The following is a 14,445-nucleotide window of genomic DNA, read 5'->3' on the forward strand; positions in this document are numbered from 1 at the left end:
TGGTGTTTTTGAGGTGCTCCCGTGGCTTCTGTTTCTATCAGCTGTCCCTCCTGTTCAGCTACTGACGGGGTGGTGCGTAACGGCAAAAGCACTGCCGGACATCAGCGCTATCTCTGCTCTCACTGCCGTAAAACATGGCAACTGCAGTTCACTTACACCGCTTCTCAACCCGGTACGCACCAGAAAATCATTGATATGGCCATGAATGGTGTTGGATGCCGGGCAACCGCCCGCATTATGGGCGTTGGCCTCAACACGATTTTACGTCACTTAAAAAACTCAGGCCGCAGTCGGTAACCTCGCGCATACAGCCGGGCAGTGATGTGATTGTCTGCGCTGAAATGGACGAACAGTGGGGCTACGTCGGTGCTAAATCACGTCAGCGCTGGCTGTTTTACGCGTATGACAGGATACGGAGGACGGTTGTGGCGCACGTCTTCGGTGAACGCACTCTGGCCACACTGGAGCGTCTTCTGAGCCTGCTGTCGGCCTTTGAGGTCGTGGTATGGATGACGGATGGCTGGCCGCTGTATGAATCCCGCCTGAAGGGAAAGCTGCACGTAATCAGCAAGCGTTACACTCAGCGAATTGAGCGGCATAACCTGAATCTGAGACAACATCTGGCAAGGCTGGGACGGAAGTCACTGTCGTTCTCAAAATCGGTGGAGCTGCATGACAAGGTCATCGGGCATTATCTGAACATAAAACACTATCAGTAAGTTGGAGTCATTACCGCGAGCGTAATATTATTAAGTTCTAACATGGCATTGCCCTATTTATTCAGGTCAGCATGGCCCAGCACATGCATCAGACGGTTGGCCCAGCCAAAGATGGCGATAGCATGGATCAGGTCGATAATCTCCCGATCGTCCATTCCGGCCGCACGCAGCGGCGCAATATCTTCTGCCGTCGCTTCGGCTGGCGTGACCGACAGGCGGCGGGCAAAGTGATAGATCGCGGCGTCGCGCTCGCCCAGCGCATCGGCGCGGTCAAAATAGATTGCACTGACCACCGCGTCGTTATCAGCCAGCTGCACGTGCCGGCGCGCATGCACCACCGCGCAGTAGCGGCAGCCGTTCACGATTGACGCGCCCAGCGCACCCAGCTCACGATCGGCGCGATTCAGGCCGCCTTCAACATACATGATGGCGTTGAACAGCCCGGTGCGTGCGGTGTAGCTTTCCGGATCGTGTACCAGCGTGCGGACATACTCCGACACCTTCTTGTTAGACGGTGTGATTTTCATCGCATCGCGCTGGGCAGGCGTGGCGTCGTCTACGCTTACCGGCGCAATATAGGGGTGCCAGTGCAGCGGCTTCAGGGAAACAGAAGGGATCATGCTGACCTCAGCAGGCGCAGGCCAGCCGCAACGCGCGTCTGGAAGTTAATAAAGGCAATGAGCTCAGAAAGCGCCACAATCTGCGGATTATTCAGTCCCGCCTGCTCCAGCAGCCGGATATGCTGTTCTGTGGCCTGCACCGGCTGGCACGTAATCAGATCGGTATGACGCACAATAGTCGCCAGCGGTTCACCTGCCGGCAGCGCACCTTCTGCCAGCGCCAGCAGCTCATCTGCCGGCTGCAGCTGCGCCAGTTCATGCTGATACGCCTGCTCCAGCGCGCTATCCTGATTCAGCCGTGCCATACGCTGTGCCAGCGCCAGCCGCAGGGCTGCAGAGAGGCCCTGGTCATCTTCCGGTGTCAGCACGGATCGACGGCACGCCTCGGCGCCATCAACAAACTCCGGCCGCAGGCGCCGCGTCTGGTAGAGCGCCGCGTTAGGGGTCAGCCCGGCGGCGCGATCGATAGCGTCACTCATAACGCGTTCTCCTGATTCAGTAAGGGGGTGGCGTCCACCCATTCATCGCCCTGTAATTCAGGCGTGTCATACGCCTGCAGGCTGGCATAGTGCTGCTCCACATCCTCGGCAAACAGCGAGGCCGCAATCGCCCGCACCAGCCGATCGGCACCGGCGCTTACCGCAGGGATATCACCGGAGACTTTGCCGTGCGTCAGCATCGCGGCATCATTGAAACAGTGAATATGTGAAAGCATCGGGCAGGCGCCGGGGGAGCGCTCGCGAAACTCAAACCCGGGTCCCAGGTCAGGCGCCTCCAGCATATTCTGGCGCGCCGGCCCCATGGCAGGCTGATAGCGACCGTCTGCCCAGCGGCGGATGTGCGGGGCGATGGCGGCGAATTCGGATCGGCCGCTGAAATCGTTGCTGAAACCGGTAGCCGCAATCAGGTAGTCATAGCGCAGCGGCCCCTGCGTCGTCTCAATGACCAGCTCATCCCCTTCGGGCCTGACGGCATTGATAGCGCAGTTCAGCAAAAAACGGGCATTTTCATGACGCGAAACACGCAGGGTGGAGGCGCGCGGCGGCGGCGTCTGGGTGGCAGCGGTATAATCAACAAACTTCCATTTCCACATATCCGGCAGCTGGTGCATACCGTGTACCACGCCCTGACTGCCGATACCGGTCATTTTATTGATGCGCGGCATCGCTTTACGGCGGATCAGCAGATCCACCCTGGCAGCGCCCTGCTCCAGCGCGGTTGCGGCATTATCCATTGACGAGGCACCGGCACCGATCACCGCAACCCGCTTACCCTGCAGCGCACGGAAGTCGATGTTGTCGGCGGAGTGTGCCCAGAAGCGGCGATCGACGCCCTGCAAAAAGGGGGGAACGGCAACGCCGCCCAGGCCGGAACGGCCGGTTGCCAGCACCAGCCGGCGGGTATAGACGCGTGCCGGCGCTGCGCCTTCCAGCGTCAGCGCAATCAGCGACCCGGCAGGTTCAATGGCGGTAACGCGGACGCCGTTCTGTACCGGCAGATTCAGCACCTGCCGGTACCAGACCAGATAGTTCATCCATATCTCTTTCGGGATTTTGTCCAGCGCCTGCCAGGCCGCTTTTCCCCACTGCGCGGTATACCATGCGCGAAAGGTCAGCGAGGCCAGACCGAGTGCCGGTCCCTGCAGTGATTTGGGTGAACGCAGCGTCTCCATGCGGGCAAAGGTGACCCACGGCCCCTCCTGCCCCACCGGTGCGGTATCGTAAGTAATACTATTGGTGATACCCGCCAGCTGCAGCCGGGCCGTCGCCGCCAGGCCGCACATCCCGGCACCGATCACGACAACATCGCGCACCGGCTGATTATCAACCGTGTGCGCAGGCACCCAGGGTTTTGCGGGCAGTTCAAGGTATTCCAGGTCCTGCTGTAGCTGAGCTTCCAGCGCGGCCAGACCGTCGGCAGCTGAAGTCATATAAGTATCCCCTGATGTCAGCGCAAAAAACGCTGTCAAACGCATACCCACAATCGCCGGCCTTATTATCCTGATAACGCATAGTTACCGGCTAATGATTGTTAATACGCATAGTAAAAGCTAAGGCTTTGCATACTCCTCCTGCGGCTGGATGGAGTCAATAATAGCGCTCAGCATTTAACCAATGGATTTCTTATATCTTATGCCGGAATGGGTATAAGCCGGTCGCCGCGCCCTGCAGACGCCTTAAAGCTGATTGATAAGCCGCATAACGCGGGTGTGTTCGCTTGAGGCCAGCCGCTGAAAATCAGGTAACAGCGCGGCAGCTGCGGCGGCAAGTGCCTCTACCAGCGCCTGTGCTGCCGCGGTGATCTGCCGGCCCTGCGGCGTGACCACGCCAAAGTAGTAGGGGATATCCTCTTCCAGCGTACAGATAGTGACGCCAGCCAGCGGCATTCCCCAGCCGGATACCGGCTCCAGAATAGCCACGCCCAGCCCGGCGCGGACGCAGCCAAGAATATTTGCCGAAGAGTTGGTTTCAATGGTTTCCGGCAACGGCGTATTGACACGCTTCAGCGCTTTTTCATAGCGCCCGCGCAGGCGCTGCGGGTTCCAGGGGGCGATAAGTCGCCGTCCCGCCAGCTGGCTGAGCGATATCTGCGGCTGCGCCGCGAGCGGGTCGCTATCCGGCAGCGCCACCACGCAGCGCGCGTGGCCGATCCAGTGCAATACCACTGCATCATGCTCCAGCGGCAGGCTGCAAAGGCCGATGTCCGCCTCGGCGGTGATCACCGCGTGCGCCGTTTGCGCAGCAGACTCACTGATAATCTGCACTTTATTGTGCAGGCCAATCGCCGCCAGCGCCTGTGGCAGCAGCCCTGCAGCCAGCGCCGGCGTGGCCGCAATGCTGAGTGGCCGCTGCTGCTGCTGCGCGATCTCCTGCGCACGCAGCCGGATCTGCTGTAAAGAGAGCAGCGCTTTCTGCACATACTGATGCAGCTGCAGCGCCTCTTCGGAGGGGTGAATACGCGGTCCGTTGCGGATAAAGAGCGGATAGCCCAGAGAGAGCTCCAGCTCCTGCAGCTGGCGTGAAACCACAGGCTGTGAGCGATTCAGCGCTTTCGCTGCGGCGGTCACGCTGCCCGCTGCAATAACCGCTGCGAACGCTTCCAGCTGACGCAGATCGAGATCGTTGAGTAAATTCATTACGGGGTGATTCCTGCATGCTTGCTCACCGGGCTGAGCATAAGTGATGCCGCCATCATAAGGTGCAGAGCCCCGTTAAGTCACTGCATAACCTGAAAGTCTCAATTTAGGTAATGACCACTCCAGAATATATTATTGCCCTGGCTGAAATGATCTCAGTCAAAAAAATCAACTGACAAAAAATTACATGTTAAATTTAAGAAATACTTTCCACCGCTGCGCTTAATTCACTTCATACGACACTCTGTTACCTTGCAATATAAATCTGTACAACACACAGTAAAATCGTACAACTTATAAAAACCACCTTTAATTGAATTAAAGCACTAAAAATTAAGGATAAATATCTATAAATACCGAGATAAAATTTATTGTACAAATAGTATTTCTCTGTACACAAAACGAATCGTGATTTTATAAATTAGCTCTTAAAGAAATAAAAAATATAAAAACCCCAATTAAGATTATTCCTGGCTGGCGCCCTTGTTAATCCGGAAAATAACGCTAACCTTAAGTTGCAAACTAAATACTTTAATATGCTTTACCCTCTGAGGAGTAAATGATGAGCAATCCACGTGGCGGTGCCGGTAATTTTGCCCTGAATCCTGAACGTGCCCGCGAAGCGGGGAAAAAAGGCGGTCAGGTCAGCGGCGGTAACTTTCGCAATAACCCTGAGCGCGCAATTGAAGCGGGCCGTAAAGGGGGTAAAAAGAGTCGTCGTGGCACAGATAAAGATGCTGCACAGGGTGCACAGGCTTAACATTAACGGGAGAATCTAATGACTTACGAAGAACATTTTATTGACTGGGTCAGAGATGCACACGCTATGGAGAAGCAGGCGGAGAGCATGCTGGAAAAAATGGCAGCCCGGCTCGAACACTATCCCGATCTCAAAGCGCGTATTGAGCAGCACATTGATGAAACACGTGAACAGCAGCAGCTGGTGCAGAGCGTCATTGACCGTTACGACACGTCCCGTTCGGTGATCAAAGATGCCGCAGGAAAACTGTCGGCGTTTGGCCAGGCAGTTGGCGGAATGATGACCGAAGATGAGGTGGTGAAAGGCGCCATCAGCGGCAACGTTTTTGAGAACTTTGAGATCGCGAATTACACTGCGCTCATTGCCGCGGCGGAACAGCTTAACGACAGCGAGAGCGTGTCAATTTTCACCCGCATTCGCGAGCAGGAACAGGCGATGGCCGACTGGACAGCCAATCATCTGGGCGACGTTACAAAGCAGTTCCTTATCCGCTCCAGTACACCAGGCGTAGAAGCAAAGAAATAGCGCTGGCTGCGCTTTGATTTTCTTCCCCGGACTTTGACATTGCATATTATTTATCGGCCAGCTGGTCAGCCAGCATAGTGAGGTTGCTTCTGTGCTGGCCTTTTTTATGCCTCACTTACCGGCGCGAACCGCCTCGCCTGCCACCAGATCAGCAGCGCTGTCAGCGCAATCACGCTTAGCGTGCTGAACGCCACGCTATAAGAGTAGTGCCTGACAATCATGCCGGTCAGCGCCGGACTAAAGGCGGCACCCGCTCCCTGCATCAGCATCACCGCACTCTGTCCGGCATTAACGTGTCCGCTGCCGCGCAACAGCTGAACAATGTAACCAGGCACGGCGACGCCCAGCGTACCGGCCGCGATGCCGTCCAGCACCTGAACCGGGATCATCATCCAGGGGTTGGTAAAGCTGGCGGCGAGTACGGCGCGCAGCGGCAGCAGCAGCAGCGCCAGCATAATCAGACGCTGATACCCCAGCGTTTCGGCGCGCGCCGCCGTCCAGAGCGCTACCGGGATCATCACCGCCTGCGAGATAATAACGGTTGCAGCAGCATAAACGCCGGGATTCATGCCGCCGGGCGAGGCGGCTACGCGCATACTGAGCATCGGCAGCAGGGCCGCATTCGCGAGATGGAACAGCAGCAGCGTGATGCCTGTGGTCATCAGCGGTGCGTTGCGCGTCAGGTCAGAGAGGCGGGGAACCGCGCCGCCCGCAGACGCATCCAGACCGCGCGCTGCCTGATGATCAATATCTTTTCCGCGGATGGCCAGGATAGCGAGTGAGGTCAGCAACGCCATCGCTGTCATCAGGATAAATACCGAGCCGGTCCCCCAGTACCATGTCGCGGCCCCGGCAATCAGCGCAGCGCTCATATTCCCGGCGTGGTTAAACGCTTCGTTGCGCCCCATCTGCCGGTTAAAACCGCGCTGTCCGGCCAGACCCAGCGTGATCCCTGCCAGCACCGGGGCAATAAACGCGGCAGAAACGCCGCTGATAATCTGCGTAATTGCTACCACCCAGCTTTGCTGTGAATACCAGAGCCACAGCGTGGCAACGGTAATCAGCGCGCAGCCACCCAGCAGCAGCAGACGTTTGTAGCGCGTGGCATCCGTAACGATCCCGGCAGGCAGCGTGGCGATAAGCCCCGCCAGCCCGCCCGCCGTCATCACCAGGCCGACATCATTTGGCTGCCAGCCACGCTGCGTTAAAAATATCCCCAGAAAAGGTCCCAGCCCGTCGCGCACGTCGGCGAGAAAAAAGCTCACCAGACAAAGCGCCTGCAGCGATCGTATCGGCATTGCTCATATTCCTGATTTTTTAGTGCGGGTCCGCCTGTTAAGTAATGGCAAAGATTCAGGAAAAGTCACGTAGTGTAAAAGTAACTAAATGAAAGCAGTGTTCGCAGCTGTCTGTCTGTATCCGGGGTGCGATCGTGCAGATGAAGGTGCTGACTGTGTCAGACCAGGAGTGGAGCGTATACGCCGGAGCGCAGAGCGAATATGGGGAGCGCAGAAAAGCAAAAACCCGGCCATAAGGCCGGGTTTTCTGAATTGTGGTGCCCGAACCCGGAATCGAACCAGGGACACGCGGATTTTCAATCCGCTGCTCTACCGACTGAGCTATTCGGGCAACGGGGCGCATTAAACCCTACCCCGGCCGCAGCGTCAAACGCTTTTCAGCAAATACGCGCTGACTGCTGACTTTTAGAGCATCCGCTGCGCTTACTGGTTAAATTCTGACACACTCTGCTGCGCTGTCGCGATGGATTTTCGCATCCGGCTGCCGATAACCGTGCTGACATCCAATAAACATAAAAAGGTCCACCATGTTCAGCACTATTGCATCAGGTATCATGTCACGCCTTGCGTGGCAAAAGCGCAGCCGCGCGACGCTCAGTTCATTGCAGGATGCTATCGCCATGATTGAGTTTACGCCGGACGGCAAAATTATCACCGCCAACGATCTGTTTCTGGAGCGCATGGGCTATACCCTGCCGGAGATCGTCGGGCAGCACCACGCTCTGTTTTGTACGCCCGATATGGTGCACTCGGCCGCGTATCGCGATTTCTGGCAACGGCTCAACCGCGGCGAGGGGTTCAGCGATAAGTTTCTGCGCGTGGCGAAACACAGCCGTCCGGTCTGGCTGGAAGCCAATTATGTGCCGGTACAGGACCGCAGCGGCCGGGTAATAAAGATCGTTAAGCTGGCGAGTGACATTACGGCACACATTCTGGATACGCAGGAGCAGCGCGCCATGACGGCGGCTATTGATCGCTCAATGGCGGTTATCGCCTTTAATCTGCAGGGCGAAGTGCTGATGGCAAATGACAATTTTCTTAAAACCATGGGCTATCGGGAGCAGGAGATCCTTGGCCGGCACCACAGTCAGTTCTGTCCGCCAGAAACGCAGCAGAGCAACGCCTATCGTCGTTTCTGGCAGAAGCTGAATCAGGGTGAATACATCTCCGGCCAGTTTCAGCGCGTGGATAAACAGGGCCGTACCGTCTGGCTGCGCGCCACCTATAATCCGGTTTTCGATGAGGCGGGCACTCTCTATAAAATTGTTAAATTCGCCACTGATGTGACCCCGCAGGTGGAGAAGAGCCAGCAGGAGCGTGACGCTGCGCAGCAGGCGTATCAGACGGCGCTGCAGACCAGCGAAAGCACCCGCCTGGGCGCTACCGTGCTGGAGAACAGCGTGCAGACCATGAATGCGCTGGCAGGCGAACTGCACGGTATCTCCGGTGATATTACCAATCTCAGCGACTCCTCCGATCGCATTGGCGCGATTGTCGAAAGCATCCGCCGTATTGCCGAACAGACCAATCTGCTGGCGCTGAACGCGGCGGTTGAGGCGGCGCGGGCCGGACAGCATGGACGCAGCTTTGCCGTCGTCGCGAACGAGGTGCGTGCGCTGGCGGAAAATATCAATCGCGCCACTACTGAAATCGAAAACCGGGTGCGCGATAACCATCTGCTGGCAGAGAAAGCGCTGCAGGGCATTGCATCTAACCTGAAACGCGCCGATCAGGGCGTACTGCTTGCTCAGGAGGCGGGCGACATGATGGCGGAGATCCGCGGCAGCTCAGGTGACGTGGTCCGCGCTATCGGCCACGTCACCGCGACGTTAAAAGAAGAGTAGCCGCTACTGCCCTGCCGTCTGCAGCGGCGCGTCGGATGCCGGCGGCAGGAAGATATGATCGAGAATATTGCGCATTACCGGCGCGGCGCTCACGCTCTCGTTTCCGCCGTTTTCCAGAATCAACGCAATCGCCACTTTAGGATCGCTGAACGGTGCAAACGCGGTATAAAAAATATGATCGCGCAGCCGGATCGGGATCGCTTTCGCATTATAGGTCTGATTCTGCTTCAGGCTGAACACCTGCGACGTCCCGGACTTCGCTGCAATGCCGTATGGCGCGGTATGAAAATATTTATATCCGGTGCCGTTAGGGGCGTTAGCCATACCAAACATCGCCCGGCGCACCAGCCCCCAGTATGGCGAGTTCGCCTCGCCAATCTGCGGCTGCGGCCTGACGGGCTGATAAGGCTGCTGCCAGCCGCCACGCTGCGCTTTAGCCAGCAGATGCGGCGTGATCACTTTGCCGTTATTGATCAGCGCGACCATCGCCCGGACCATCTGGATCGGGGTTGCGATCCAGTAGCCCTGCCCGATCCCGACTGATACCGTATCGCCCTGATACCACGCCCGTTTATGCACCCGCTTTTTCCAGGCGCGATCGGGGAGCAGACCGGTGTACTCTTCGTTAAGATCGATACCGGTTGACTTGCCATAGCCAAACTGGCTCAGCATCGTATGAATGCGATCGATACCCATCATAAATGCCACCTGATAGAAAAAGGTGTCTGCCGACTCCTCAATCGCTTTAGTGACGTCCAGCATACCGTGGCCCGTTTTTTTCCAGTCGCGCCAGGTGCGGTGCGTGCCGGGCAGGGTCCAGGTGGGTCCGCCAAAGAAGGTGGTCGCGGGCGTGATAGTGTGGGTCAGCAGTGCAGAGATCGCCATATATGGCTTTACCGTCGAGGCGGGCGGATAGAGGCCCTGCGTGACGCGGTTGATAAGCGGCAAATCTTTATTCTGAAGCAGCGCTTTGTAGGCTTTATAACTGATGCCTTTCACAAACGGGTTGGGATCGTAGCTGGGACTGGAGACCATCGCCAGTACGCTGCCGTCGTGCGGATCTTCAATCAGTACCGCCGCACGCTGGCCGGCCAGCTGCTGCTCAACATACTGCTGCAGATGCAGATCGAGGGTCAGCCAGATATTTTTGCCAGCCACGGGTGGAACCTCTTTCAGCACGCGCACGATGCGGCCATGGTTGTCGACCTCCACCTCCTGATAGCCGGTTTTGCCGTGCAGCAGCGTCTCATAGTAGCCTTCAATGCCCTGCTTGCCGATGTTATGGTCCGCGGCGTAGTTCTCCCCGGTGCCCGCCTCGTTCAGCCGCCGGTAGTCAGCGTCGTTGATTTTGGAGACGTAGCCCACCACGTGCGCCAGGTCAGCGCCATAGGGGTATTCCCGATCCTGATAAGTCGATACGCTGACGCCGGTGAAACGAAACTGGTTCACGGCAAAGCGTGCCACCTGACGATCGGTAAGCTCCGCTTTCAGCTCGACCGGTTTATAGCGGCTGCTGTGCTGCAGCGCATGCCTGAATGCTTCAATATCATCGGGCGTCAGATCAAGCAGCGGCGTCAGGGCGCGGAGCGTGGCCGCCATATCGCTGACCTTATAGGGCGTAACCAGTACGTCATACCAGGTGACATTGTGTACCAGCGGAATGCCGTTGCGATCGTATATCAGCCCGCGCGTGGGCGCGATGGGGATCATTTTAATGTCGTTTTCGTTGGAGCGCGTCTGGTAGTAGCGGTGCTGACGGACCTGCAGACGATAAAGATTGATTCCCAGAACGATAAAGCAGGTCACCACCAGCGCAAATGCCACCAGCGCCCGCCGGGCAAACAGTTTTTCTTCAGCTTCGAAATTGCGAAAATTCATCAGGAAAGGGTCTCTTCATTATCGCGCTAATGATAAACAGCGTGAGCGTCAGAGCCAGCCTGAAGATGCACAAGCCTGGGTAAAAGTGTGTCAGATGTTTACGGAGGGAGGACCGGAGCGCATTAATGCGCCCCGGACACAGGCGAAGTTAGTCGCCCAGCAGCACCGATTCCAGTGCAATTTTGATCATATCGTTGAAGGTAGTCTGACGCTCTGCCGCGCTGGTCTGTTCGTGCGTGCGGATATGGTCAGAGACGGTACAGATGGTCAGCGCTTTCGCACCAAACTCTGCCGCCACGCCGTAGATCCCTGCGGCTTCCATCTCAACGCCGAGGATGCCGTACTTCTCCATGACATCAAACATCTGCGGATCGGGCGTGTAGAACAGATCCGCAGAGAAGATGTTGCCGACGCGCGCGTCAACGCCCAGCGCTTTTGCTGCGTCAACCGCGTTGCGTACCATGTCAAAGTCAGCAATCGCTGCAAAATCATGATCTTTGAAACGCATACGGTTTACTTTGGAGTCGGTGCAGGCGCCCAGACCAATCACCACATCACGCAGTTTCACGTCAGCACGTACTGCACCACATGAGCCGACGCGGATGATTTTCTTCACGCCAAAATCGGTGATCAGCTCTTTGGTATAGATTGAGCAGGATGGGATCCCCATACCGTGGCCCATTACCGAAATCTTACGGCCTTTATAGGTGCCGGTGAAGCCAAGCATACCGCGTACGTTGTTGACTTCCACAACATCGTCCAGGAAAGTCTCAGCGATATGCTTTGCGCGCAGCGGGTCGCCAGGCATCAGCACGACGTCCGCGAAATCACCCATTTCTGCATTAATATGTGGCGTTGCCATGGTTCTTATTCCTTTTCAAAAAAGTGTGCGCTGTTTTACAGCATGCTTTTGCCGTAGTCCATGCTGGAGAGGCCAAAGTACGCGGCAATGGTCTGGCCGATATCGGCAAAGGTGTCGCGATAACCCAGCGATCCCGGCTTGACGCCCGGACCGTAGATGAGAATCGGGATATGCTCACGCGTATGCTCAGTGCCTTCCCAGCTGGGATCGCAGCCGTGGTCAGCGGTCAGGATCAGAATATCGCCCTCCTGCACCAGCGCCATCAGCTCTGGCAGACGGCGGTCAAACAGCTCCAGTCCGCCGGCATAGCCTGCGATATCGCGGCGATGACCCCAGGTTGAGTCGAAATCAACAAAGTTGGTAAAGACGATAGAGGTGTCAGGCGCCTTTTTCATCTGCTCAATCGTGGCGTCAAACAGCGCGTCGAGACCGGTCGCTTTCACTTTCTGCGTGATGCCCTGATGCGCATAGATATCGGCAATTTTACCTACCGAGATCACTTCCCCGCCCTTCTCGTCGACCAGCTTTTTCAGCATGGTCGGTGATGGCGGCTCAACGGCCAGATCGTGACGGTTGCCGGTACGCTCAAAGCTGCCCGCTTTATCACCCACAAACGGACGGGCAATGACGCGACCGATGTTGTAGCCGCCTTCCGTCAGCTCTTCACGGGCAATTTCACACAGTTCATACAGCCGCTCAAGGCCAAAGGTCTCTTCGTGACAGGCGATCTGGAACACCGAGTCTGCTGAGGTATAGAAAATCGGCTTACCGGTTTTCATGTGCTCTTCACCCAGCTGATCGAGGATCACCGTACCGGAAGAGTGGCAGTTGCCGAGATAGCCCGGCAGATCGGCGCGCTCCACCAGCTTATCCAGCAGCGCCTGCGGAAAGCTGTTCTCTTTATCGCTAAAGTAGCCCCAGTCGAACAGAACCGGGACACCGGCAATTTCCCAGTGGCCGGAGGGGGTATCTTTGCCGGAAGAGAGTTCGCTGGCGTAAGCGTAAGCGCCGATGATTTCAGCATTTGGATCCAGCCCTGGCGGAAAGCGGCCGGTCGAGAGTTCTGCCGCTTTGCCAAGACCGAGCGCGGTCATGTTTGGCAGATGTAGCGGGCCTTCGCGCCCTTCGTTTGCGCGACCTTCAAAACAGGCTTCAGCGATATGGCCAAGCGTATCTGAACCCGCATCACCGAATTTATCAGCATCTTTACTGGAACCGATGCCGAAGGAGTCGAGAACCATAATAAAAGCACGTTTCATGCAAGTCTCCTGCGCGCCAGGCGCGATGACAAGTCAAAAAAAGCGATCAGATCAGTATACCTGAATGGCTGCTGTCTGGCACGCAGTAACGCCACTATTCACTGATGCGGCGATAGACCACGGGCGTGGTTTCAGGTGCCTGGTCGCTCAGTACGATGGCGGTTCTGACCGCCTGCGCGGCTTCCTGCCACTGCGCTTCCGAGGCGGCATGGATCATCGCCAGCGGCCGCTGCGTATCAACCCGGCTGCCCAGCGCAATCATGTCGCTCAGGCCTGTGCTGTAGTCGATTGTATCAGTGGCCCGCCGCCGCCCGCCGCCCAGCGCCACAACGGCCATGCCCAGCGCCCGCGTATCCATCGCGCTGACGATCCCCGCTTCTTCTGCATAGAGCGGCCTGCTGAAAGCCGGCGCCGGCAGATAGTGATCCATCCGCTCGATAAAATCTGCCGGCCCGTTCTGAGCCGCCACCATTCGTGCGAATACCTCGGCAGCTTTACCGTTATCCAGCACCTGCTGCAGTTTCTGCCGCGCCTCGGTGTCATTCGCTGCCAGCTGGCCGGACACCAGCATCTCAGCGCAAAGCGCCATCGTGACCTCATACAGACGCGGATTGCGCGCCTCGCCGGTCAGGAACTGCACCGCTTCGCGCACTTCCAGAGCGTTACCCGCGGTTGAGGCCAGTACCTGATTCATGTCGGTAAGCAGCGCGGTGGTCTTGCATCCTGCGCCGTTCGCCACCCGCACAATCGACTGCGCCAGCTGTTCCGAGGCGGCAAAGGTGGGCATAAAGGCGCCTGAACCCACTTTGACATCCATCACCAGCGCATCCAGCCCTTCTGCGAGTTTTTTGGCGAGAATCGAGGCGGTGATCAGCGGAATGGAGTCAACCGTGGCGGTGACATCGCGCGTGGCGTAAAAGCGTTTATCTGCGGGCGCGAGCGAGCGGGTCTGCCCGATGATCGCTACCCCCACCTGTTTAATTATGTCGCGGAAACGGTCGTCGCTGGGGTAAATATCAAAGCCCGGAATGGCCTCCAGCTTATCCAGCGTGCCGCCGGTATGACCCAGACCGCGTCCGGAGATCATCGGCACATATCCACCGCAGGCGGCGACCATCGGTCCCAGCATCAGAGAGGTAACATCGCCTACGCCACCGGTTGAATGTTTATCCACTACCGGACCGTTGAGCTGCAGCGACTGCCACTCCAGAACCGATCCTGAGTCGCGCATCGCCATGGTCAGGGCAACGCGTTCCTGCAGGTTCATATCGTTAAAATAGATGGTCATCGCCAGCGCAGCGATTTGCCCTTCCGAAACGGTTTCATCGCGCACGCCATCGATGAAAAAGCGGATCTCCGCCTCACTCAGCGGCTGCCCGTCACGTTTTTTCCGGATGATTTCCTGTGGCAGAAACAAGGTTGCCTCCTGTGATTGCTGGTATATACGCGGCGCATAAATGCGCCCTCTACGGGAATGTTGGATTTTGTACCCCGTAGGGGGCGCATTCATGCGCCCCTGGCCGGATGCCGCAACGGGATTTAAC

13 protein-coding genes and 1 tRNA gene are annotated in these 14,445 nt (G+C 57.2%); 4 read left to right on the forward strand and 10 right to left on the reverse strand.

Going from position 1 to position 14,445, the window contains the following annotated elements:
* Positions 1 to 21 precede the first annotated feature (21 nt).
* Positions 22 to 719 (forward strand): IS1 family transposase gene (locus LAC65_RS13295; RefSeq protein ID WP_223429336.1). Its coding sequence is split into 2 segments (ribosomal slippage): positions 22 to 271 and positions 271 to 719, totalling 699 coding nucleotides; the frame shifts between segments, so codons are not numbered across the junction.
* A 53-nt stretch (positions 720 to 772) separates the two neighbouring features.
* On the opposite strand, the gene LAC65_RS13300 is transcribed toward LAC65_RS13295, so the two are convergent.
* From LAC65_RS13300 to LAC65_RS13315, 4 genes are all read right to left on the reverse strand, one after another.
* Positions 773 to 1,339 carry a peroxidase-related enzyme gene (locus LAC65_RS13300; protein WP_039380123.1) on the reverse strand — a complete coding sequence of 189 codons (567 nt, stop codon included), beginning with the start codon at positions 1,337 to 1,339 and terminating at the stop codon, positions 773 to 775.
* Positions 1,336 to 1,818 carry a CMD domain-containing protein gene (locus tag LAC65_RS13305; RefSeq protein WP_039380124.1) on the reverse strand — a complete coding sequence of 161 codons (483 nt, stop codon included), beginning with the start codon at positions 1,816 to 1,818 and terminating at the stop codon, positions 1,336 to 1,338. Before LAC65_RS13305 ends, LAC65_RS13300 begins: the two co-directional genes overlap by 4 nt.
* On the reverse strand, positions 1,815 to 3,269 hold the full coding sequence (locus LAC65_RS13310; RefSeq protein ID WP_039385635.1) for an NAD(P)-binding domain-containing protein: 1,455 nt from the start codon (positions 3,267 to 3,269) through the stop codon (positions 1,815 to 1,817). The genes LAC65_RS13305 and LAC65_RS13310 overlap by 4 nt, the downstream gene beginning before the upstream one ends.
* Before the next feature lie 246 nt (positions 3,270 to 3,515).
* Entirely contained in the window at positions 3,516 to 4,475 is a 960-nt protein-coding gene (locus tag LAC65_RS13315; RefSeq protein ID WP_052246444.1) for a LysR family transcriptional regulator, read from the reverse strand.
* 562 nt (positions 4,476 to 5,037) lie between these two features.
* Between LAC65_RS13315 and LAC65_RS13320 the strand changes: the two genes are divergently transcribed.
* Together LAC65_RS13320 and LAC65_RS13325 are read left to right on the forward strand one after the other, a co-directional pair.
* Positions 5,038 to 5,235 carry a con-10 family general stress protein gene (locus LAC65_RS13320; RefSeq protein ID WP_039380126.1) on the forward strand — a complete coding sequence of 66 codons (198 nt, stop codon included), beginning with the start codon at positions 5,038 to 5,040 and terminating at the stop codon, positions 5,233 to 5,235.
* An 18-nt stretch (positions 5,236 to 5,253) separates the two neighbouring features.
* Positions 5,254 to 5,760 carry a ferritin-like domain-containing protein gene (locus LAC65_RS13325; RefSeq protein ID WP_039380127.1) on the forward strand — a complete coding sequence of 169 codons (507 nt, stop codon included), beginning with the start codon at positions 5,254 to 5,256 and terminating at the stop codon, positions 5,758 to 5,760.
* Between the two features lie 104 nt (positions 5,761 to 5,864).
* On the opposite strand, the gene LAC65_RS13330 is transcribed toward LAC65_RS13325, so the two are convergent.
* Both LAC65_RS13330 and LAC65_RS13335 read right to left on the reverse strand, forming a co-directional pair.
* The gene (locus tag LAC65_RS13330) at positions 5,865 to 7,058 is read right to left on the reverse strand and encodes an MFS transporter (RefSeq protein WP_039380128.1); all 1,194 of its coding nucleotides are present in this window, start codon (positions 7,056 to 7,058) and stop codon (positions 5,865 to 5,867) included.
* Positions 7,059 to 7,313: 255 nt separating this feature from the next.
* Positions 7,314 to 7,389 (reverse strand) — tRNA-Phe (locus tag LAC65_RS13335).
* 196 nt (positions 7,390 to 7,585) lie between these two features.
* On the opposite strand from LAC65_RS13335, the gene LAC65_RS18225 reads away from it, so the two are divergent.
* Complete coding sequence (locus LAC65_RS18225) at positions 7,586 to 8,902, forward strand: methyl-accepting chemotaxis protein (protein WP_039380129.1); 1,317 nt, start codon at positions 7,586 to 7,588, stop codon at positions 8,900 to 8,902.
* A 3-nt stretch (positions 8,903 to 8,905) separates the two neighbouring features.
* Here LAC65_RS18225 and mrdA read toward each other — a convergent pair whose 3' ends face one another.
* From mrdA to deoA, 4 genes are all read right to left on the reverse strand, one after another.
* Complete coding sequence (mrdA, locus tag LAC65_RS13350) at positions 8,906 to 10,780, reverse strand: penicillin-binding protein 2 (protein WP_039380131.1); 1,875 nt, start codon at positions 10,778 to 10,780, stop codon at positions 8,906 to 8,908.
* Between the two features lie 148 nt (positions 10,781 to 10,928).
* A complete protein-coding gene (gene deoD, locus LAC65_RS13355) occupies positions 10,929 to 11,642 on the reverse strand; it encodes a purine-nucleoside phosphorylase (protein WP_039380134.1) in 714 nt (237 codons plus the stop codon).
* 35 nt (positions 11,643 to 11,677) lie between these two features.
* Positions 11,678 to 12,901: a phosphopentomutase gene (gene deoB / locus LAC65_RS13360; protein WP_039380136.1), complete on the reverse strand. Its 1,224-nt coding sequence runs from the start codon at positions 12,899 to 12,901 to the stop codon at positions 11,678 to 11,680.
* 94 nt (positions 12,902 to 12,995) lie between these two features.
* Positions 12,996 to 14,318 carry a thymidine phosphorylase gene (gene deoA, locus LAC65_RS13365; protein WP_039380139.1) on the reverse strand — a complete coding sequence of 441 codons (1,323 nt, stop codon included), beginning with the start codon at positions 14,316 to 14,318 and terminating at the stop codon, positions 12,996 to 12,998.
* Positions 14,319 to 14,445: the final 127 nt, after the last annotated feature.

It is taken from the genome of Pantoea eucrina, assembly GCF_020079945.1.
In the GTDB taxonomy this organism is placed as follows: Bacteria; Pseudomonadota; Gammaproteobacteria; order Enterobacterales; family Enterobacteriaceae; genus Pantoea; species Pantoea eucrina.

Coding starts and splice junctions, on each gene's coding strand:
- LAC65_RS13300 (WP_039380123.1), bottom strand. CDS start 1,339: ATGATCCCTTCTGTTTCCCTGAAGCCGCTGCACTGGCACCCCTATATT.
- mrdA (WP_039380131.1), bottom strand. CDS start 10,780: ATGAATTTTCGCAATTTCGAAGCTGAAGAAAAACTGTTTGCCCGGCGG.
- LAC65_RS13330 (WP_039380128.1), bottom strand. CDS start 7,058: ATGCCGATACGATCGCTGCAGGCGCTTTGTCTGGTGAGCTTTTTTCTC.
- LAC65_RS13320 (WP_039380126.1), top strand. CDS start 5,038: ATGAGCAATCCACGTGGCGGTGCCGGTAATTTTGCCCTGAATCCTGAA.
- LAC65_RS13325 (WP_039380127.1), top strand. CDS start 5,254: ATGACTTACGAAGAACATTTTATTGACTGGGTCAGAGATGCACACGCT.
- LAC65_RS18225 (WP_039380129.1), top strand. CDS start 7,586: ATGTTCAGCACTATTGCATCAGGTATCATGTCACGCCTTGCGTGGCAA.
- deoD (WP_039380134.1), bottom strand. CDS start 11,642: ATGGCAACGCCACATATTAATGCAGAAATGGGTGATTTCGCGGACGTC.
- LAC65_RS13305 (WP_039380124.1), bottom strand. CDS start 1,818: ATGAGTGACGCTATCGATCGCGCCGCCGGGCTGACCCCTAACGCGGCG.
- LAC65_RS13315 (WP_052246444.1), bottom strand. CDS start 4,475: ATGAATTTACTCAACGATCTCGATCTGCGTCAGCTGGAAGCGTTCGCA.
- deoB (WP_039380136.1), bottom strand. CDS start 12,901: ATGAAACGTGCTTTTATTATGGTTCTCGACTCCTTCGGCATCGGTTCC.
- LAC65_RS13310 (WP_039385635.1), bottom strand. CDS start 3,269: ATGACTTCAGCTGCCGACGGTCTGGCCGCGCTGGAAGCTCAGCTACAG.